The sequence below is a fragment of the Sphingosinicella ginsenosidimutans genome (genome assembly GCF_007995055.1).
Lineage (GTDB): Bacteria > Pseudomonadota > Alphaproteobacteria > Sphingomonadales > Sphingomonadaceae > Allosphingosinicella > Allosphingosinicella ginsenosidimutans.
Map to the genome: position 1 here is coordinate 1,548,507 of NZ_VOQQ01000001.1, position 20,059 is coordinate 1,568,565.

Annotated in this window: 21 protein-coding genes; 14 read left to right on the forward strand and 7 right to left on the reverse strand. The window is 67.6% G+C overall.

Translation table 11 applies throughout. From position 1 onward, the window contains the following. Window positions 1-34: 34 nt before the first annotated feature. Window positions 35-1,033, forward strand: coding sequence for a ligase-associated DNA damage response exonuclease (locus FRZ32_RS07710; protein ID WP_147042962.1), 999 nt, complete (start codon window positions 35-37; stop codon window positions 1,031-1,033). Here the strand turns inward: FRZ32_RS07710 and FRZ32_RS07715 are convergent. Genes FRZ32_RS07715 through FRZ32_RS07730 form a run of 4 tightly spaced genes read right to left on the reverse strand, consistent with a single transcriptional unit; the run spans window position 1,030 to window position 3,720 of the window. Continuing rightward, entirely contained in the window at window positions 1,030-1,272 is a 243-nt protein-coding gene (locus tag FRZ32_RS07715; protein WP_147042963.1) for a hypothetical protein, read from the reverse strand. The genes FRZ32_RS07710 and FRZ32_RS07715 overlap by 4 nt on opposite strands. Further along, window positions 1,272-2,654, reverse strand: coding sequence for a phosphoglucomutase/phosphomannomutase PgmG (gene pgmG, locus FRZ32_RS07720; RefSeq protein ID WP_147042964.1), 1,383 nt, complete (start codon window positions 2,652-2,654; stop codon window positions 1,272-1,274). The genes FRZ32_RS07715 and pgmG overlap by 1 nt, the downstream gene beginning before the upstream one ends. Beyond that, window positions 2,654-2,911 carry a DnaJ domain-containing protein gene (locus FRZ32_RS07725; RefSeq protein ID WP_147042965.1) on the reverse strand — a complete coding sequence of 86 codons (258 nt, stop codon included), beginning with the start codon at window positions 2,909-2,911 and terminating at the stop codon, window positions 2,654-2,656. The genes pgmG and FRZ32_RS07725 overlap by 1 nt, the downstream gene beginning before the upstream one ends. Further along, a complete protein-coding gene (locus FRZ32_RS07730; protein ID WP_147042966.1) occupies window positions 2,911-3,720 on the reverse strand; it encodes a division plane positioning ATPase MipZ in 810 nt (269 codons plus the stop codon). Before FRZ32_RS07730 ends, FRZ32_RS07725 begins: the two co-directional genes overlap by 1 nt. Window positions 3,721-3,806: 86 nt before the next feature. On the opposite strand from FRZ32_RS07730, the gene panC reads away from it, so the two are divergent. The 6 genes from panC to FRZ32_RS07760 all read left to right on the forward strand — a co-directional run bounded on the left by panC (window position 3,807) and on the right by FRZ32_RS07760 (window position 10,300). Next, the gene (panC, locus tag FRZ32_RS07735; RefSeq protein ID WP_147042967.1) at window positions 3,807-4,652 is read left to right on the forward strand and encodes a pantoate--beta-alanine ligase; all 846 of its coding nucleotides are present in this window, start codon (window positions 3,807-3,809) and stop codon (window positions 4,650-4,652) included. Window positions 4,653-4,735: 83 nt separating this feature from the next. After that, a complete protein-coding gene (locus FRZ32_RS07740) occupies window positions 4,736-5,038 on the forward strand; it encodes a hypothetical protein (RefSeq protein ID WP_147042968.1) in 303 nt (100 codons plus the stop codon). A 400-nt stretch (window positions 5,039-5,438) separates the two neighbouring features. After that, entirely contained in the window at window positions 5,439-6,035 is a 597-nt protein-coding gene (locus FRZ32_RS07745; protein ID WP_147042969.1) for a hypothetical protein, read from the forward strand. 137 nt (window positions 6,036-6,172) lie between these two features. Then, entirely contained in the window at window positions 6,173-6,901 is a 729-nt protein-coding gene (locus tag FRZ32_RS07750; protein ID WP_158635868.1) for a fimbrial biogenesis chaperone, read from the forward strand. Between the two features lie 25 nt (window positions 6,902-6,926). Beyond that, on the forward strand, window positions 6,927-9,368 hold the full coding sequence (locus FRZ32_RS07755; RefSeq protein WP_158635869.1) for a fimbria/pilus outer membrane usher protein: 2,442 nt from the start codon (window positions 6,927-6,929) through the stop codon (window positions 9,366-9,368). Then, window positions 9,368-10,300 carry a hypothetical protein gene (locus FRZ32_RS07760; protein WP_147042972.1) on the forward strand — a complete coding sequence of 311 codons (933 nt, stop codon included), beginning with the start codon at window positions 9,368-9,370 and terminating at the stop codon, window positions 10,298-10,300. Before FRZ32_RS07755 ends, FRZ32_RS07760 begins: the two co-directional genes overlap by 1 nt. Before the next feature lie 25 nt (window positions 10,301-10,325). Here the strand turns inward: FRZ32_RS07760 and FRZ32_RS07765 are convergent, their stop codons facing one another. Continuing rightward, a complete protein-coding gene (locus FRZ32_RS07765; RefSeq protein ID WP_147042973.1) occupies window positions 10,326-10,727 on the reverse strand; it encodes a hypothetical protein in 402 nt (133 codons plus the stop codon). 430 nt (window positions 10,728-11,157) lie between these two features. Between FRZ32_RS07765 and FRZ32_RS07770 the strand changes: the two genes are divergently transcribed. From FRZ32_RS07770 to FRZ32_RS07785, 4 genes are all read left to right on the forward strand, one after another. Beyond that, window positions 11,158-11,718 (forward strand): hypothetical protein, encoded by a 561-nt coding sequence (locus FRZ32_RS07770; protein WP_147042974.1) that lies wholly within the window; start codon window positions 11,158-11,160, stop codon window positions 11,716-11,718. Window positions 11,719-11,870: 152 nt separating this feature from the next. Then, window positions 11,871-12,623, forward strand: a complete 753-nt coding sequence (locus FRZ32_RS07775) for a fimbria/pilus periplasmic chaperone (RefSeq protein WP_147042975.1) — start codon at window positions 11,871-11,873, stop codon at window positions 12,621-12,623. 49 nt (window positions 12,624-12,672) lie between these two features. Next, window positions 12,673-15,150 carry a fimbria/pilus outer membrane usher protein gene (locus FRZ32_RS07780; RefSeq protein ID WP_158635870.1) on the forward strand — a complete coding sequence of 826 codons (2,478 nt, stop codon included), beginning with the start codon at window positions 12,673-12,675 and terminating at the stop codon, window positions 15,148-15,150. A gap of 20 nt (window positions 15,151-15,170) precedes the next feature. Further along, window positions 15,171-16,064, forward strand: coding sequence for a hypothetical protein (locus FRZ32_RS07785; RefSeq protein ID WP_147042977.1), 894 nt, complete (start codon window positions 15,171-15,173; stop codon window positions 16,062-16,064). Between the two features lie 11 nt (window positions 16,065-16,075). Here FRZ32_RS07785 and FRZ32_RS07790 read toward each other — a convergent pair whose 3' ends face one another. Beyond that, a complete protein-coding gene (locus FRZ32_RS07790; RefSeq protein WP_147042978.1) occupies window positions 16,076-16,486 on the reverse strand; it encodes a hypothetical protein in 411 nt (136 codons plus the stop codon). A 191-nt stretch (window positions 16,487-16,677) separates the two neighbouring features. On the opposite strand from FRZ32_RS07790, the gene FRZ32_RS07795 reads away from it, so the two are divergent. Both FRZ32_RS07795 and FRZ32_RS07800 read left to right on the forward strand, forming a co-directional pair. Beyond that, a complete protein-coding gene (locus tag FRZ32_RS07795) occupies window positions 16,678-17,628 on the forward strand; it encodes an SPFH domain-containing protein (protein ID WP_147042979.1) in 951 nt (316 codons plus the stop codon). Window positions 17,629-17,638: 10 nt separating this feature from the next. Further along, complete coding sequence (locus FRZ32_RS07800) at window positions 17,639-17,848, forward strand: type II toxin-antitoxin system antitoxin (RefSeq protein WP_147042980.1); 210 nt, start codon at window positions 17,639-17,641, stop codon at window positions 17,846-17,848. Between the two features lie 43 nt (window positions 17,849-17,891). Here the strand turns inward: FRZ32_RS07800 and FRZ32_RS07805 are convergent, their stop codons facing one another. Next, window positions 17,892-19,085 (reverse strand): acyltransferase family protein, encoded by a 1,194-nt coding sequence (locus tag FRZ32_RS07805; protein ID WP_147042981.1) that lies wholly within the window; start codon window positions 19,083-19,085, stop codon window positions 17,892-17,894. 43 nt (window positions 19,086-19,128) lie between these two features. Here FRZ32_RS07805 and FRZ32_RS07810 point away from each other — a divergent pair, with 43 nt between their 5' ends. Beyond that, the gene (locus FRZ32_RS07810; protein ID WP_147042982.1) at window positions 19,129-20,016 is read left to right on the forward strand and encodes a LytTR family DNA-binding domain-containing protein; all 888 of its coding nucleotides are present in this window, start codon (window positions 19,129-19,131) and stop codon (window positions 20,014-20,016) included. The last annotated feature ends 43 nt before the right edge of the window (window positions 20,017-20,059 follow it).

The window sequence follows — 20,059 nt, forward strand, 5'->3', positions numbered from 1 at the left end:
CGGTTTCGCGGTTCATCGCCTCCATATAGGCGTCATGCCCCGTCTCGGCTCATGGATCGATCCCCGCCCGGAAGGCATCTACGTGAAACCGGCCGACGCCTGGATCGATCCCTCGCAGCCCAAGCCCCGCGCGCTCGTCACCCACGGCCATGCCGATCATGCCCGCGGCGGCCATGGATCGGTGTGGGCGACGCCGGAAACCCTGGCGATCATGGACTGCCGCTATGGGCCGCAGCCGGGCAACGCCGTGGCTTATGGCGAGCCGATGCGGCTTGGCGAGGTGGACGTGACCTTCGTGCCGGCGGGCCATGTTCTCGGCTCCGCGCAGATCGTGCTGGAGCACAGGGGGGAGCGGATCGTCGTCTCGGGCGACTACAAGCGCCGCGCCGATCCCACCTGCGCGCCGTTCGAGCCGGTGCCGTGCGACGTCTTCGTGACCGAGGCGACCTTCGGCCTGCCGGTCTTCCACCACCCGCCCGTGGCCGGCGAGATCGATCGCCTGCTCCAGCGGCTCCACGACAATCCCGATCGCTGCGTCCTGGTCGGCGCCTATGCGCTCGGCAAGGCGCAGCGGCTGATCACCGAGCTCAGAGGCCGGGGACATGAGGCGCCGATCTACATTCACGGCGCGCTGCAGAGGCTATGCGATCTCTATGCCGAACTCGGCGTCGGTCTCGGCGAGCTGCGCCCCGCAACGGGCGTTCCGAAGGAGGAGCTCAAGGGTCATATCGTCCTCGCCCCACCCGGCGCGCTTCGCGATCGCTGGTCGCGGCGGCTGCCCGATCCGATCACCGCCATGGCCTCCGGCTGGATGCGGATCCGCCAGCGCGCGCGCCAGCAGCTGGTCGAAATGCCGCTGATCGTCTCCGACCATGCCGATTGGGACGAGCTCACGCGGACGATCACCGAGCTCGCCCCGCGCGAAGTGTGGATCACCCACGGCCGCGAAGAGGCGCTGATGCACTGGTGCATGACCCGCCAGATCAAGGCCCGCGAACTGCACCTGGTGGGCTATGAGGACGAGGATGATTAGGCCGTCAGCCAGACCCCGAGCGCGAGCGCGGCGAGGCCGAGGGCGCCCCAGCGCAGCTGGCGTTCGAGCCGCTCGTCTTCCTTCCTGGCCAGCGCATAGGTGCTGAGCGGCATCAGCACCATGAGCAGGCCGAGCGCGACGGCGAGCCCCGCCAGCGGTCCGCCGAGCACGCCGCCCGTCAGCGCCAGCAGGGCCCAGGCCCCGCAGAACAGCAACGCTTCGACGTGGAGGCGCGGCATCAATGCCCCGCCTGCGGCCCGCGCTGGACGCCGGACAAAGCGAGCTGCTCGTCGATCTGGGCGACCAGGCGGTCGAGGCCGGCCTGGTCCTTCGCCTCGGCGCGGGCGACCAGCACGTCCTGGGTGTTCGACGCGCGCAGCAGCCACCAGCCGTCGCCGGTGTTGACGCGGGCGCCGTCGGTGCGGTCCACCTCGGCCCCGTCGGCGGCGAGCCGGCCCAGCACTTCCTCGACCACCGCGAACTTGCGGCTCTCGTCGACCTGGAAGCGCAGCTCCGGCGTGTTGACGACGGCCGGCATCGCATCCTTGAGCGCGGTCAGCGAGCCGCCGAGCGCCGTCACCGCGCGGATCAGGCGGACGGCGGCATAGAGCGCGTCGTCATAGCCATAATAATCGTGGGCGAAGAAGATGTGGCCGCTCATCTCGCCGGCGAGCGGCGCGTTGGTTTCCTTCATCTTCGATTTGATGAGGCTGTGCCCAGTCTTCCACATGCAGGGTTTGCCGCCGAGCGCCGCGACGCGATCGAACAGGGCCTGGCTCGCCTTGACGTCGGCGATGACCGTCGCGCCCGGCACGGCGCTCAGCACCGGCTCGGCGAGGATGGCGAGCAGCTGATCGCCCCAGACGACCCGGCCCTCGCCGTCCACCGCGCCGATCCGGTCGCCGTCGCCGTCGAAGGCGATGCCGAAATCGAGGCCCTTGTCGCGCACCAGCGCCTTGAGATCCGCGAGATTGGCCTCGTCGGTCGGGTCCGGGTGATGGTTGGGGAAGCGGCCGTCGACCTGGGTGTAGAGCAGGTGGTGCTCGCCGGGCAGCAAGGCGGTCAGCCGCTCGGTCGCGGGCCCGGCCGCGCCGTTGCCGGCATCCCAGCCGATCCGGTAGGCGGCGCCGTCGAACCCCTTGAGCAGGCGATCGACATAGCGGTCGAGAATGCTCTCCTCGGAAACGGTGCCTTCGCCCTCCTCCCAGTCGCCGGCGGCGGCCATCGCGCCCACCTTCTGGATGTCGGCGCCGAAAAAGGCGTTGCCGCCGAGCGTCATCTTGAAGCCGTTATAGTCGGCCGGATTGTGGCTGCCGGTGATCATGACGCCGCCGGCGACGTCGAGCTCGGCGGCGGCGAAATAGAGCATCGGCGTCGGCCCGAGGCCGACCTTCACCACATCCACGCCGCTTTCGGTGAGGCCGCGGACCAGCGCTGCCTCCATCAGCGGCGAGCTTTCGCGGCCGTCGCGGCCGACCGCGATGCGCGTACCGCCGGCGCGGCGCGCGAGCGTGCCGAAGCTGCGGCCGAGCGCATGGGCATCGTCCGGCCCGAGCGTCTTCCCGACGATCCCGCGAATGTCATATTCGCGCAGCGAGGTCGGGTGGAATTGATGCGGCATCAGTGTCTCCGTCTGAGTTCCGCGAGCAGCAGATCGCGCGCGGCATTGACCCTCTTGGCGAGCTCGGACGAGCCGCCGGCATCGGGATGAACGCGCTGGATGACCCGGCGATGCGCCGCCCGGACCTCGTTTTCGCTCGCCCCGGCGTCGATGCCCAGCAGCGTTCGGGCTTCGCCGGCCGACAAACGGGTCCGCCGGCCGAGCCACCAGAAATAGACTCCGGCGGCGAGGGCGACGATCAGGACCAGCTTGGCCATCAGGCGAAAGCGGTTTGTGGCGCCATCTGTGCTCCCGGCTCGGGCAGCGCGAGCGCGGCGATCATCTCGCGCAGTTCCTGGCGCGCGGCGATATGGCCAAGGCCGACCTGCGCCGCGCCGATCTGCTGCAGATCGAGAAGGGTAAGCCCCTTGGGAAACAGCTCGCGATAGATGACGCGTTCGCCAAGCCCGGGAATGATCCGGAAGCCGACGCGGCGCGACAATTCGCCGAGCGCAGCGCCGACGCGGCGCATGTTGCGCGCCTCGATATGCTGGGTGCGGTTCCTGAGGACCACCCAGTCGACGCTCGCGCCCTGGGTTTTCGCGCGCTGGGTGCGGCTGTTCCAGACCAGCTCGGCATAGAAGCTCGGCCGGCGCACCTTGTAGGTTTCGGCATCGACCTCGCCGATCAGGTCGAGATCGACGAAGCTGTCGTTGATCGGGGTGACCAGGGTATCGGCGGCGATCATCGCGGCGCGCGCATGGGGATCGTCGCGGCCAGGCGTGTCGACGACCAGGATGTCGACACCGGCGCCCATCCGCTCCATCGCCGATTCGATCGACTCTCCCTTGGCCGGATCGAACGTGTCGTGCGTTGGCATCGGCAGATCGACCCCGGCGCGCGCCATCGTCGCGGACCGATTGTCCAGATAGCGGCCCAAGGTGCGCTGCCGCGTGTCGAGATCGAGCGCGGCGACGCGGCGGCCCTCCGCGGCGAGCGCGACGGCGGTGTGGACGGCGGTCGTGGACTTGCCGGTCCCGCCTTTCTCATTGGCGAAGACGATAAGGTGCGGGCCATTGCCGGCCATGAAAACGGCGCTCCGAAAGGCTTGATCTTGAACGCGCCCCCGGTCAAGGAACCGCGCTCGTTTCCTCTATCGGAGCCCGACAGGCGGTGCAAATCATCCGTGAGATCGAGGCGCTGCGCGCCGCGGTGGCGGGCCTTCGCCGCGACGGCGGGCGGATCGCCTTCGTGCCGACGATGGGCGCGCTCCATGCCGGGCACATGGCGCTGGTCGCCGAGGCGAAGACGCGCGCGGACCATGTCGCCGTGTCGATCTTCGTCAATCCCAGGCAGTTCGGGCCGAGCGAGGATCTCGCCGCCTATCCGCGCCGGGAGGCCGGCGATGCGCGGATGCTGGAGGAGGCGGGGGTGGCGATCCTGTGGGCGCCCGACGTCGCGACCATGTATCCCGAAGGCTTCGCCACCAACGTGAGCGTGGCCGGGGTCAGCCAAGGGCTCGACGGAGCCGCCCGGCCGGGCCATTTCGACGGCGTCGCCACCGTCGTCGCCAAGCTCTTCAACCAGGTCGCGCCCGACATCGCCCTGTTCGGCGAGAAGGATTATCAGCAGCTCGCGGTGATCCGCCGCATGGTCCGCGATCTCGATGTCGGGGTCGAGATCGTCGGCGTCCCCACGCAGCGCGACGCCGACGGCCTCGCGCTCTCGTCGCGCAACGCCTATCTTTCGCCCGACGAGCGGCGTGCGGCGCGGGCGCTGCCTCGCGCGCTCGGCGAGGCGGCGCAGGCGATTCGCGACGGCGCCGCGGTCGACGAGGCGCTGGCGCGCGCGCGCGCGCGGCTCGAGGCGGCGGGCTTCGCACCGATCGATTATGTCGCCCTGCACGATGCCGAGACGCTCGCCCCGCTCGCTTCGCTCGATCGCCCGGCGCGCCTGCTTGCCGCCGCGCGGATCGGCACGACGCGGCTTATCGACAACCTTCCCGTCGCGCCCGCCTGAAAGGATGACCGCCCCGTTAACCATTTGTTGAGGCAGGCCGGCGCAGACAATCTCCCGGACACGCAGCTTTGGGGGCACCCGTAATGGCTCACAGTTCGAAGACCGCGGCCTTCCTGATCGAAAGCCGCATCGCCGACGCCGCGGCCGGGGACATGCGCGCCTTGTTCGATCTCGGCGTCGCTTATTCCACCGGTGCGGGCGGGACGATGATCGACCTGGTCGAGGCGCACAAATGGTTCAATCTCGCGGCGCTCAACGGCAGCCGCGAGGCGCAGGAATGCCGCGCCGACATTGCCGAGGAGATGACCGCGCGCGAAATCGCCGAGGCGCAGCGTCAGGCCCGCGCCTGGCTCGCCGATCTCGGCGGCGCCCGCCACGCGGCCTGACGCGCCGGGCCCAGGGCCCGTTCGACGACCATTCGAAGCCGCCCCCGGCGCTTCCGCGGCGAGGCTTGCCGCACAGGCCCGCGCCCCCGCAAGCTTTTCCCCGCGACTGTCCCCTTTGGACACACGCGATGCAGCCGGGCCGGGCCCGGCTCAGCCTGTCCGCTTTGGGCTTTTCCGCCTATCCTCATGGGATCAAATGATTTCTGGCAATTTTCCGCCGGACGCAGCTCATCGCATCTCACCAACCTGGGGGATACCGGAAGCGCGGGGCACCCTTTAACCCTTCCTTCACCAAGGGAGGGACGAGTCGAGAGGTTCCACTTCCCTGGCCAAGGCCGGCTGCGTCTTATGGAGACGGGCGCGTCGGTCGGGATTCACTCTCGAATTGGGGAAGAAACTCATGAAGAAGCTTCTGATTGCGGCGCTCGCGAGCTCCGCTTTTGCGACCACGCCTGCGTTCGCCGAATCGCAGGACACCTCGGTCGTCACGCTGCAGGGCACCGTCCCGCAGATCTGCACCGTCGTTCCCAACGCCGGCGTCGCCGGCAACAACGTCCCCGGCCTCGCCTACAGCGTGAGCGGCGACAATGTGAACGCCAGCTGGCAGTTCGTCGTGCCGAACCAGGACGATCCGACCCAGGCGACGATCGGCCAGACCAACCAGGCCTTCTTCAGCATCGCCTTCCGCACCTTCTGCAACGACAATTTCACCTGGACGACGACCGCCACCAACGGCACGATGCGTCACGGTGACGGCACGGCCCCGGCCGGCTTCGTCGGGGAGCTCGACTACGCCATCACGACGAAGCAGATCGGCGTTGGCGCGGCCGGCGCCCATAACGGTGTGAACCTCGCCGCCGGCGGGACCGACACCTACACCAGCGATGCGTTCAACGGCACGTCGCAGATCGACATCGGGGTCAGCCCGAGCACGACCCCGCCGGTCGCTGGCGCCTATCAGGAAACGCTGACGCTGACCTTCAAGGCGGATTCTTAAGTTTTGCATTCTAGGCCGGCGTCGTGAGGCGCCGGCCTATTCTTGTTTCGAGCGGATCCGATGATCGCCGGGCGACGCCTTGCCGCGTTGCCCGACACGTCATGTCGGGCGTCCGTTCCAGTTGCCAGGGGTGGGTCATGAGGGATCTTGCGAAACGGCTGATCCTCCTTTTCGGGTTGCTCGGCCTCGCCTGGGCCGGTCCCGCTTCGGCCAGCCTGCGGGTGGACCCGTTCGTGGTCTATATCATCCCGAACACGCCGAGCATGTCATCGGTGGTGCAGCTGACCAACGTCACCGACGTCCAGCTTCCGTTCGAGGTCACCGTGGTCAAGCGCACCGTGGTGGACGGGCGCGAGGTCGATGTTCCGGCCGACGACGATTTCGTGATCTTCCCGCCGCAGATGATCATCCGCGCGGGCGAGACGCAGACGCTGCGGATCCAGTGGATCGCCGACCACATTCCGACCCAGTCGGACTCCTATTATGTCTATGTCACCCAGGTGGCCGCGCAGGTCGATCCGAACGTCACCGGCGTGCGCGTGAACTACCAGTTCGGGATTTCGGTGCATGTCGTCCCGCCCGGGACCGAGCCGAATTTCGAGGTTGCCGCCGTCCGCCCGGCCACCAATGCGGAGGGCGTGCGCGGGTTCGAAATCGACGTCCGCAATACCGGCAATCGCTTCGGCCGCATGTCGGAGCACGAGATGAGCCTCGACGGCAGCCACAGCTGGGATCGCACCGCGCTCAAGAATGCGGTCGGCACGGGCTTTGTCCTTCCCGGCGAGCACAAGACGTTCTTCGTTCCGTTCGACGGTCCGGTGACGGCCTCGTCGACCGTCACGCTGGCCAACCGTGGTCCGGCCTGAGGCGCTTTTCGCCCGCCGCGCCTGGTTGGGTCTGGGATGCGCGGCGGCCGCGCTCGCCGTCGCCTCGCCGGCTGTCGCCCAGGATGGGGCGCAGCCGCCGGCGGCGTCCCGCCTGTTTCCGCTCACCGTCCCGGTTCTCGACATCGATCGGCCCGTCGGCACGATCTCGGCCCGCGTCTCCCAGACCGGCGATTATCGAATCCCGGTGGCCTCGCTCCTCCCGCTGCTGCAGCCGCTCTATTCGGTCTCCGAATTCAGCGTGGTCAGCGGCCGGCTTCAGGGGGTCCAGGAAATCGGGCCCGACGATGTCGCTCGCCTGCGCCTCCCGCTTCGGTTCGACGCGCAGCGGGTCGCCCTCGTCATCGCGGTTCCGGCGAATGCGCGGGGCAGCACCGATCTTGAACTGAGCTCGCTCGGACGCGCGCCGGAGCCGAGCGCCTCGCGGCAGAACCCTGCCGGGTTCAGCGGCTACCTCAACGTGAATTTCGGCTTCGTCGAGGATCCGACGCTCGGCATCGGCAAGACGCGCGGCACCTTCCTGCTGGAAAGCGGGCTGCGGCTCGGCGGCTTCGTCCTTGAAAATTCCGCGACCGTCGAGATCGGCGGCGCGCCCGACCGGACATTCAGCCGCCAGGCCACCCGGCTGACCTACGATATTCCAAGCGCCAACATCCGCCTCGCCGCCGGCGACCTGTTCACCCCGACCGTCGGCTTCCTCGGATCGGTGGACATGCTCGGAATCTCCGCGTTCCGGAACGTCACCGTTTTCGATCCATTCCAGAATTCGCGCCCGACAGGCCGGGGCTCGTTCATCCTTGCAGAGCCGTCGGACGTGAACATCTACGTCAACGGCGCGCTCATCCGGCAGGTCCGGCTGCAGCCGGGCAATTACAACCTGTCCAATTTCCCGCTCGTCTCGGGGGCGAACGACGTCCGGGTCGAGGTCCGCAACGATCGCGGCCAGGCCCAGACCTTCACCTTCTCGAGCTTCTTCGACGCCGACCTGCTGGCCCCGGGAATCGCGCAATGGGAGGTCGATGCCGGCGTCCAGGCGACCCGTTTCAACCAGCAGGTCAGCTATGATTTCGGCGATCTCGTCGTGGCCGGCTTCTATCGCCGCGGGGTCAGCGAGACGCTGACGCTCGGCGCCAATGCGCGCTACGTCAATCGCCAGGCCATCGTCGGCGCCGAGGCGGTGACGGCGACGCCGATCGCGAACATCTCCTTCGATCTGGCGGCGAGCCGGGGCAGCCGCCGCACAGGCGTCGCGGCCGCCGTCACGGTGCAGCCGCAACTCCCCGATTCCTGGCGCGGGCGCGGGCGCACGCTCGACGGCTTCGTCGAATATTCCTCGCGCAATTTCGGCGACAATGCGGTGACCGGCTTCGGCCAGGGATTCCGCGCCGGCATCCGGTACAGCGATGTGCTCATCGCCAACCGGCTCACCTTTTCGGCGAGTGCGGCCTACAGCCGCGTCTACGGCCCGGGCAATGACGGCTGGGACGCGTCGGTCAGCCTCGCCTACCGGTTCAACTATGATTTCATCCTGCGGGTGACGCCGGAATATCGCAACACCATCGCCGGCGAGTCGCCCTTCTCGGTCTTCGTGTCGCTGACCAAGCGGTTCGGGCGCACCAGCCGCGCCGATGCGAGCTACGATTCGCGCGACAACCGTTATCTCGCAGAATATGATTATCGCTCCCAATATGGCGGCATCGGGACGTTCGGGGCCAACCTGACGGTGAGCGGCGCGGACGGGCAGCAGAACCTCGCCGACGGCACGCTCGAATATATCGGCAACCGCTTCGAGGTTTCGGGCGGCTACGCCCAGGTGCTGAACGACGGCCGCGCCGGCGATCTCGGCCGCGTCCGCTTCAACGTCGGCACGGCGATCGCCTTCGCCGACGGCGTCTTCGCGATCGGTCGACCGGTCCGCGATTCCTTCGCCATCGTGCGCGCCCACCCGACGCTCGGGGATCGGCAGGTGATCGTCGGCCCGCATGTCGAAGGGCAGGGCGATCGCGCCCGCACCGGCGCGCTCGGCGCCGCCCTGCTCTCCGATCTCGGTTCCTATTCGCTGTCGCGCGTTCTTTATGACGTCGCCAACCTGCCGGCCGGCTACGATCTCGGCACCGGCAGCTTCGAATTCTTCCCGCCCTACCGCTCCGGCTATTCGGCGGTGGTCGGGAGCAACCGCCTTGCCTCCGCGATCGGCATCGCCGCAGATGCCGCCGGCCAGCCGCTGGCGCTCGCGGTCGGCACGGTCACGTCGGTCAACGACAGCGGCTTTGCCGATCAGCAGGTCTTCACCAACCGCAGCGGCCGCTTCGGCATCATTGGCCTCGCGCCGGGCAAGACCTATGAGGTCCGCTTCCCGGCCGCCGGCGTCAGGATCCGGATCGTGATCCCGGCGGACGCGACGGGATTTGTGAACGTCGGCACGATTTCTGGAACGGGAGGACAATGATGCGCCTGATGCTTTTCGCTGCCGGCGTGCTTGGCCTGTGCCTGGGGCAGGCGCCCGCGCTGGCGCGCTGCACGCTCAACATCGATAGCCCCGGACAGGTGCGCTTCGCCGGCAATAGCGGCGCCGGCTATGAAGGCTTCAACCGCGCGCGCTTCGACACCGATTTCTCGATCTCGATCTCCAACGAGGGGAGCGAGACCTGCAACGCGCGGCTTTCGGTGCAGCGCACCGACGCGGCCGACCTGCGCAGCGGCGGCGGCGACCGGCTCGATTATGCGGTGACGCTTCCCGGCAGCCTCGCGACGATCGTCGACAATCAGATCGACGTCGGCAATCCGCCGCACGCCGTGCCGGTCACCATCGCCTCGGGCCAGACCCAGGTGCAGCACCTCGCCTTCCGCATTCCGCCGGGCCAGATCGTCGCGTCGGGCGAATATCATGCAACGGTGCGGGTGCGCCTGCTGGATGCCTCGGATCTCGACATCTCCGCCGAGCGGACCGTCGAGCTCGTCACCACGGTGCGGCCGGAAATGTCGGTGATGCTCTACGATAGCGGCCTTTCCAGCCTCGCGGCGGCGCGCGGGACGGGAAGCCACAACCGGACACTCGATTTCGGCATCTTGCGCGACAATGCGGAAGCCTCGCTCACCGTTCTCGTCCAGTCGAACGACGATTATTCGCTGCGCTTCACCTCGCCGCACGGCGGCGCGCTGTGGCACGAGACGCGCGGGGCGGCGGACCGGATCGGCTACACGGCCTATTTCGGCGGGCGCGCGCTCAATCTCACCTCGGGCGAGGATTATGTTCCCTCGGTGCGCGCGACCGGGCTCAACGGCGTGTCGCGGCCGCTGCGCGTGCGGATCGGGCAGGTGGGGCTGGCGCGGGCCGGCCGCTATCAGGATCAGCTGACGATCACAGTGCTGCCGGATTGACGCCGGCGGCCGGGATCGCGGCCGATCAGCCGACCGGCACGATCTGGAACAGGATGGTCGGGGTCGCGCCCGGCGTCTGGGACACGGGCGCGATCTGCAGATGCTCCTGCCCCGAATAGGCGGTGGCATAGGTGCGCACGTCGAATTCGGTTCCGGAGGTGGCGATGAGCGGCGCGCCGGCGCCGGTGATCCGGTAGCCCGCGGAATCGCCGCCGGTCAGCACCGCCGAGATGCGCGCGCCCTCCGGCGCGTTGCAGAAGACGACGAGATCGGCATTGGTCGCCTCCGCGGTCCCGGAAAGCTGCGAGCGCAGCTGGCAGATCGTCGGCACGAGCGCGCGGAAGGTGACGCTCGCGCCACCCGCCTCGGCCGCGGCGGGCAGGCTGAGGAGGCCGAAGGCGGCCAACAACTTTGCGGAAAGGCGCATGCGTTCCGAAATCCCGTGATGAACGAACGACGCCTAGTCGAAATGGGTTAAGGAACCGCTGATGCGCGACCCGCGACCCGCGCAGCTCTCGATCGGCGAGCCCGATGCGAAGACTTGAGAAACATTTGCCGGCGGCCTGTCTCGTTTGGGCACAAAGGAGGCAGATCGGACAGGGCGAAGTCTCTTAGTTCTCATCTGACCAGAAGGTCAGGCCATTGGGAATGTTTGGTTTTTGTTGCGGGAGGGCAACGAGGGCCCGCCGCGCCTCCCCAATGTTGGGGATGCGGCTCCCTGGGGATTCGCTTTAACTTCTTCTTCACCGTCGGGAAGTGAGTCGGGTTGACGCGCTTCCCCAGGTGCATGCCGATCGGGTCTGTTGGAGACGAGCCCCATCGGTGTGGTCACACATAATGGAATGGGGAAGAGACACATGAAAAAGATTCTTCTGGCCGCGGTCGCCGCGACCTCGCTCATGTCCGCGCCGGCTTTCGCGGCGCCGCTGGACCTCAAGGCCTTCGCCATCACCGCCAACGTCCAGGCCGAGTGCAGCCTCGAGGCGCTCAGCGACGTGAACTTCGGTCAGCTCGCGATCGAGACCGATCCCGGCGCCGGCGCCCTGCGCATCACCGGCAACGAGAATTCGGCTCAGCGCGCCTGGGCGAGCTGCAACTATCCGGTGACGATCCGCCTGCGCTCGCTGCTCGGCGGCCTTCGCACCGCGCAGCTGAATGACGGTCCGGACTCGGCCGACTTCACCAACCGCATCAACTATCGCCTGAGCCTCTCGCCGTCTAACGGCAGCGCCTTCACCGGCGCCGAGCTCGTCACCGACAACACCGGTGGCATCAACCAGACGATCGACGCGGTCCAGCCGGATGCGTTCCACGATCGCGCGGTGGTCCGCGTGCGCGTCCTTCGCGCCGACAATCCGCTTCGTCCGCTCGCCGGCACCTATGCCGACGTCGCGACGATCACGCTCGGCGCAATCTAAGGCGTCTGGCCGGATTGTATTGAATCGGGAAAGGGGAGGCCTGGCCTCCCCTTTTCTTCTTCCGAGCCCGATCGTTACGCTTTGTTGAAGGAAGCGGGCGATTTTCGCGGCCGGCGATGCTATGATTCGCTCCGGGGTTTGGGGATTTTCACATGTTGAGCAAGCTGGTTCGCGCTGTTCTTGCGGCCGCCATTGCCTTTGGCGCGACCGCGTCTGAAGCGGCGCGCGTCGCGCCGATGATCGTCGAGGTCCAGCCGTCGGGCCGCGGCGCCATCGCCCGGGTCGAGCTGACCAATCCGGACGCCCGCACCTTCCCGGTCGAAGCCCAGATGATGCGCGGGGAGATCAGCGACACGGGCGAGCTGACGCTGACGCCGGCGGACGACGATTTCCTGGTCTTTCCAGCCCAGGCGGTGGTCCAGCCCAATTCGCAGCAGGTCTTCCGCGTCCAATATGTCGGCGATCCTGCACTCGACCATTCCGAGCTTTATTATCTCGCGATCCGCCAGGTGCCGGTCGACATGAGCGTCGCCCAGAACCAGGTCCAGGTGGTCGTCAACTTCAACGTGCTGGTGAACGTGATCCCCGATGGCGCGGTCGCCAATCCGGAGATGGTTTCGGCCCATCCCGCGACGCGCAACGACGCGGCCGGGATCGAGGTGCAGATCGCCAATCGCGGCAACCGCTATTTCAACGCCGGAACGCTCGAATGGCGGATCGCCGGAACCGGGGCGGACGGCCAGGCCTATGCCCAGACGATCCCGCCGAACGAGATCATCCGCAGCGTCGGCGTCGGCGTCGTCGCGCCGGGCCGCACCCGTACCTTCTTCGTGCCGACCCAGCGTCCGCTGGCCGATGCGCCGATCCAGGTGACGCTGAACGTCCCGTCCGGTTCCGGTTCCTGATAATGGCGCGGGGGGGAAGCCTGCCCTTCGGGGCGCGTCGCGATGGGTGATGGCGACGGCGCTTGCCGCCGTCATGCCGGCCGGCGCGGCCTTCGCCCAGGCGACGCCGGCACCGGCCGAGGCGACCGCGGCCCAGGCCGAGGCGCCGGCCGGCGCACCGCCCGCCCCCGCGGTCGCGCCGCCGGGGCGGACCGTCAACCTCACCGGCCCGCTTGTCAGCGGCGGCCAGGTCTATGGCGACATCCTGATCCAGATCGCGCCGGACGGCGCGGTCGCGTTCGAAAGCCAGAGCCTTCGCGCGCAGGTCGGCCCGTTGCTCAACGACGCCGGCCGGCAGCGGCTCGATTCGCTGATCAACGGCCGGCCCTATGTGGCCGAAAGCGAATATCGGGCGAACGGATTCGATCTTCATTTCGATCCAACCAGGATCGAGGTCGATCTCGCCCAGCTCAGCGGCGACCTGCGGCCGACCCAGGTTCTCGGCGAATCGCAGCCAACCGAGGCGCGCAATTACCTGCCGACCGTCCCGCCGGCGAAGTTCAGCGGCTATCTGAACATCAGCACCGACATCGACTATAACGAGCCGGTTGGGATGCGGACGCCCGATCTCTTCCTCTACGGCGCCGTGCGCTACGGCAGCTTCGTCGTCGAATATGACACCGCCTTCTCCGACGAGTTCGGCGACAATTACCGGTTCTTCCGGCGCGGCGTGCGCGGTGTCTTCGACCAGCCGGATCATTACCGCCGGTTCAGCGTCGGCGATCTGAGGCTCGATACGCTGCCGATCCTGCAGACGCCTTTCATCGGCGGCGTCGCGGTCCAGCGCAGCCGGCAGATTTTCGATCCCTATGCGGTCGTGTCACGCCTCGGCGGTCGGCAGATTTTCATCGACACGCCGTCGAATGTGGACGTGCTGATCAACGGCGCGCCCTACCAGACCTTCCAGCTCAGCCCCGGAAGCTACGATCTGTCGCAGCTTCCGATCCGCACCGGATCGAACAACATCCAGCTGCGGATCCGCGACGCCGCCGGGCGCCAGCAGCTCGTCAATTTCGACTATTTCTTCGATCCGCTGGATCTCGCCAAGGGCGATGTCGAATATACGGCCGGCGTCGGCGCGATCGCGCGCAACTTCTCGCTGCAGCCCAATTATACCAACGACGCAGCCTTGGTCGGCATGTACCGCCGCGGCATTTCCGACACGCTCGTGCTCGGCGCGGCGACGCAGATTTCGGGGGACGTGCAGGTCCTGGCCGGCCAGGTGGGCGTCGTCCCGCAGGTCGTCCCTGGCAGCTTCCAGCTCCAGGGCGCGGTTTCCCATGCCGACGTGGACGGCACCGGCTTTGCCGGCCGCGCGTCCTATCGCTGGCGCGACGGTGACATCAACCGCCAGCGCCAGGTGTCGATCGCGATCGATTACCAGAGCGCGCATTATCGCAATGTCGGGTTCATCAGCGCGCCGGGACTGTCGCAATTCAACATCAGCGCCTCTTATTCCCAGGCGCTCAATCCGAAGCTGACGATCGTCACCGGCGGCAATTACACGATGCGGGGCGGCGGCAATTCGGATTATGTGAACGTCTTCACCGATTTCGTCTATCAGGCCAATGATCGCTTCCGCATCAGCGTGGGCGGCGAATATGGCAATGACGATTTGTACGGCGCCAACTGGGGCGTCCGGCTCAGCCTCACCGTCCTGTTCAACAACCGGACCCGCGCCTCGGTCGACTATCGCTCGCGGACGGAGACGTTGACCGCCAACGTCTCGCGCGGCGCCGACAGCTACGTCAACTCGTTCGGCTATGATCTGTCGGTGGAATCGAACGGCGGCGACGATGCCGCGGTCAACGGCAGCCTGACCTATATCGGCAACCGCTTCACCGCCAACGCCTTCGTCCAGACGCGCGGCGACGGCTTCGGCCACATCACCGACGATCAGCGGCTCCGGCTCCAGCTCGGCACGTCGATCTCCTTCGCCGATGGCGTCTTCGGGATCGGCCGGCCGATCGCGGATTCCTTCGCGATCGTTCGCCCGCACAGCTCGATCGACGACAAGAACGTCATCGTCGGCCGCGCGCTCGAGGGCAATCGATATGAGGCGGCGAGCGGGCCGCTCGGCGCCGGCGTCCTGCCGCGGCTCACCTCGTACAACGCGCAGGACATCCAGTATGACGTGGACGATCTGCCGCCGGGCTACGACATCGGCGCCGGCGTCGTCCATGTCCGGCCGCCCTATCGAAGCGGCTACCGGATCACCGTCGGCAACGAACGATTCGTGAGCGCGCTCGGCGATCTTGTCAGCGACGGCCATCCGGCGGCGCTGGTTTCGGGCACGATCGCCTCGACCGATGATGCCGGCTTCACCCAGCAGCCCTTCTTCAGCAACTCCGCCGGCCGGTTCAGCGTCGTCGGCCTTGCCCCCGGCAAGACCTATGAGGTGACGCTCAGCAACGGTCGCCATTTCACCATCGCGGTGCCGGCCGACACGAGCGGCCTTTACCGGATGGGAACGGTTAACATTCCATGATGCGCGGACAGGAGATTCCGATGCGCCATCTGTTTCTGATTGCCTCGTCCCTCGCCGCGCTCGCAGCGCCGGGCGTGGCTTCGGCCGCCTGCTCGCCCGCCTTCGTCGGCACTGGCGAGACCGTCAACCTCACCGGCCTCAGCATCGGCACGGGCGAGGTGAAGCGCGAAGAGTTCAACCTGCGGGTCCGCAATCTCGACGGCGGCGGGCCAGGGACGTGCAACGCCACGATCCGGGTCACTCGGGTCGGCCCTGCCGATCCGAACATGCCGCCCTACACCTTGCGCTCCGGCGGCACGGACATCGACGTGCTTTCCTTTGCCGGGACGGCCGGTTCGCCGAACAGCGACGTCCTCATCCCCAATGCGCCCCCCGGCCCCAACGGTCGCGCGGTTCCGTTCCAGGTGACGCTGCCGACCCCCTGGGGGCTCAAGGCCGGCGTCTATGTCGAGCAACTGCGCTTCACCCTGCTCGATTCGTCGGGCAACCAGGCCGACACCCAGGACGTCACGATCAACGTGACCGTCCCGCGCGCCGTCAGCCTGCGGATCGTCGGCGCGACCGGCAGCGACGAGGTGAGCCGGATCGACCTCGGCAATCTTTCGACCAGCCAGGCCAGCATGTCCGATCCGTTCGCGCTGCGCATCTGGAGCACGTCGGCCTATTCGGTGAATTTCCGATCGCTCAACAGCGGCAATCTGGTGCGCGCCGGCGGTGATGACCGGATTCCCTATACGCTGACGCTGGACGGCCAGCCGGTGAATCTCGCGTCCACCAACAATGATTATCGCTACAACGATTATACGACCGCGCTCGGCCAGCTTCATCCGCTGGTCGTCCGCGCCGGCCCGATCGGGGCGGTGCGCGCCGGTTTCTATTCGGATCGCGTGTTCGTGACGGTGACGCCGGTCTAGAGCCTTCGGGCTCAGACGGGCGTCATTCCGAGAGCGACGGAGATGCCGCTCTGCAGGCCGGTCGAGCGGACCAGCACCGGAATGGTGCGAAGGCGCGGGCCGGACCGGAAGGCGACCGCGCTCATTCCGCCGGGGGCGAGCTCGCTGGTCTCGCCATCATAGCTGACCCGCACTTCCTCGCCCGGTTCGAGCGGGCGATAGCTCGCCATCACCACGAATCCCTGGGCGGCGTTGCAGAATTCGCGCACCGTGCCCTGGGCCTGGCCCATGGCGGAATCGATCGCGAAATCGTCGCTGTCGATGTTGCAGACCACTGGAATCTGCGCGGAGATCCGCACATTGCCGATCGCGGGCTGCGCCGCGGCTGCGCCCGGCACCAGCATCGCAGCAGCCGCGAGGGCGGCCTTCGCCAGGTTGTTCATCACTCCGACCCTTGTTGTTCTGGTTTGAGACGGAGCTAACAGAAAGGGGTTAATGAACTGCTCATGCGCGGTTGCGGCTCGGCGCAGGCCTTTCCCCCGGTCTCGTGGCCGTCGCGGCCCCGGAACGATTTCGCTTGCGTTCGGCGATCCAATATAATTATGATATCATCATTACTTCGGGAGGAACAATGATGACGACTCTTGCGGACCAAGCCCCAGCGCCGGCGCTCAGCCACTCGCGGGAACGGTCGGCGACGACCAGCAGCGGCTATGTGATGCTGCTCGTGATGCTTGCGATGCTCGCCCTGATCGCGGCCGGCATCTACCAGCTGACCGGGGGGGTGCCGGACAAGCTCGACGTCGATCTGGTCACGCGCGGCGGCCTCGGGCTCGGCCTGGCGATGATCCTTGTCGGCGCGCTCGGCTTCCTGTTCATCCTTTGCGGCTTCTACCTGTTGCAACCCAACCAGGCGGCCGCGATCCTGCTGTTCGGCGATTACAGGGGCACGGATCGAACGACCGGCCTGCGCTGGGTGCTGCCCTGGATGACGCGCACGAAGATCTCGACGCGAATCCACAACATCACCTCGGACAAGCTCAAGGTGAACGATCTGCGCGGCAATCCGATCGAGATCGCGGCCAATGTCGTGTGGCGCGTGACCGATACGGCGCAGGCTTTGTTCGACGTCGCCGATTATATGGAGTTCGTCGAAATCCAGATCGAGAGCGCGGTGCGCGCGATGGCGGGCAAATATCCCTATGACGATATCGAGCATAAGGAAGTGACGCTGCGCGGCGATGCCGAGGCCGTCGCCCAGGAGCTGGAGCGCGAGCTTCAGGACCGGGTCGGCCGGGCCGGCATCACGATCGACGAATCGCGCCTCACCCACCTCGCTTATGCGCCGGAGATCGCCCAGGCGATGCTTCGGCGGCAACAGGCCGAGGCGGTGATCGCGGCGCGGCAGAAGATCGTCGTCGGCGCGGTCTCGATGGTCGAAAACGCGATCCAGCTCCTGTCGGAGAAGGACGTTGTCGACCTCGACGACGAGCGCAAGGCGGCGATGGTCTCGAACCTGATGGTCGTGCTCTGCTCGGAACGCGACACGCAGCCGGTGGTGAACGCGGGCTCGCTCTACCAATAGGAGCGGGACCGTGCCGGCCGCCAGTACGCCCAAGAAGGCCTTTCCACTGCGCGTCGAGCCCGCCTTGTGGGCGGCGCTCGAGCGCACGGCGGCGGCCGATTTCCGAAGCGTCAATGCCGAGATCGAGGTGCTGCTGCGCGAGGCGCTGGCGCGGCGCGGGGTCAAGGTCGCGGCCCCGGAGCAAAGGCCCCGCGGCCGGCCGAGAAAGGACCAGGCATAGGTGATGGCGAGCGGACGGGCGCCCCGTCCGCTCGCGACATCGTTCAGGCCGCCTGGGCCACGCCCGGCGCGGCGCGCGGCCGGCGCGGGCGTGGGCGAAGCCCGATCCACGGACGGAGCGGGCGGATCGATCGGCCGGCGAGGTAGAAGGCCCAGCTTCCGGCCGCGGTCGCGAGGACCAGCGCCACGAACAGCGGCAAAGGCGCCATTCCCGTGCGGATCAGCACCCAGGCGGCAAGGACGATGACCGTCTGATGGATGAGATAGAGCGGGAACACCGCCTCCGTCAGCGTCGGCCGCAGGCGATGATCGCGGTTGAGCGCGCGATCGGCCAGGCCGAGCAGCGCGACGATCGCAAGCCAGCGCATCCCGGTGCGCGCGACGATGAAGGCCAGCGCAAGCGGCGGTGTCGGCAGGGCGAAATCCGGATAGGCCCATTCGATCGCCGCCACCACGGCGAAGCACGCGACGGCCGCGATCGCCGCCGGCCCCGCCCACCGACGGATCGGCGCCCACAATTCCGGGCTGGCGGCGAGCAGGAAGCCAAAGAGGAAGGCGGGCAGGTAAAGCGCGTGGCCGTACCAGTCGCCGATCAGCATGTGCGTCTCCTGGCGGTGCGGCAGCAGCCCGAACTGGACGAGCGCGAGCCATGCGAGCGGCAGGAGGATGATGCGCCCGCCCGCCAGCAGCCGGGCGGCGATGCGGCGGATCGACCCGTACAGCCGGGCCGGGACCGCGATCAGCGCCAGCCCGAGAAGCGCCGTGTAGGTCCACAGATAGGCGAGGAACCACAGGTGGTTCCAGGTCGGCAGGATGATCCCGTCGAGCATTCCGAAGCGGAAATAGTCCTGGGTGAGAAAATGCAGATAGGAGAAGCCGTAGCCGTGCTTGACCGTGAGCTCGACCCAGCTTTGCGGCGGCACGATCATCGCCATGCCGAACAGGAGCGGGCCGAGCAGCCGCGAGGTGCGCGCGGCGAGGAACGCGCCCGGATCGCTCATCCTGCCCAGCAGCGCGTGGCTGGCGAAGCCCGAGACGACGAACAGCAGCGACATGCGCCACGGATTGATCGCCAGCATCGGGATCGTCGCGCCGTCCACCGGATCGGGCAGCGATATGTGAAAGCCCCAGGGCACGAAGACCATGCCGACATGGTAGAAGATGAGCAATGCGAAGGCGCCGATGCGAAGCCAGTCCATCCCGTAATGGCGGCCGGCGGGGTTTTGATGAGGCGTCATTTTCGTTCCCTTTCGCCAAGATGATGGCTCGGGCTAAACAGGGATGGCCGGCGGCGGCGATGCCGTCGGGGCTGGAGGCGGCGCGACGGTGACGGACGGACCCAAGGCGGGGACGAGCGGCGGGCGAGACGGGACGAGCGGAATCGGCCCGGCGCGGGCGCGCGCGATCGCGGTCGGCATATTCGGGCTGGCGGTCGCGATTCAGGGCGTGTCGAACGCCAGTTCGGCGGTTACCGATCGGCTTCGGGACGGTCTCGCCGCCTGGGAGCCCTGGTGCTGGGAGCTGACCAGCATCGCGGCCTTGCTGGTGCTGGCCCCGTTGGTCTGGCGCGCCGTCAAGCTGTTCCGGCCGCCGCGGCTGGGCTGGCCTGCGGCGGTCGCGGCGCATGCCGCGCTCACCGTTCCGTTCTCGCTCGCGCACAGCGGGCTGATGATCGCGCTGCGCACGCCGATCTACGCATTCATGGGCGCGCGCTACGTCTTCAACGACGGCAGCGGCCACGGCTTGCTCTACGAATATCGCAAGGATGTCGCGACCTATGTGGAATTCGCGCTCGCCTTCGCGCTGATCCAGTGGATCGTCGCGCGCGCCGGGCAGGCGGGCCGTGCGCGGCCGCCCGAGGAGGCGGCGCTGCTCGTTCCCGATGGCGCGGTGACGCACCGCATTCCGCTGCATGAAATCGATCAGGTCGCGGCCGCTGGCAATTATGTCGAACTTGCCTGGCGCGGGCGCGTCCTGCTCCACCGCGCAACGCTCGCCGCGCTCGAGGCGGAGCTTGGCGCGCACGGCTTCGTGCGCATTCACCGCAGCCGGCTGGTGCGCCGCGCGGCGATCCGCCGGATCGAGACGCGCCAGAGCGGCGATTTCGAGCTCGAGCTCGCGAACGGCGCGCGCGTGAAGGGCAGTCGCCGCTATCGGGCCGGCCTGTGATCGGCTTGCAAAGCCGCCTCTCCCGGTCCAACCCTCGCCGCGC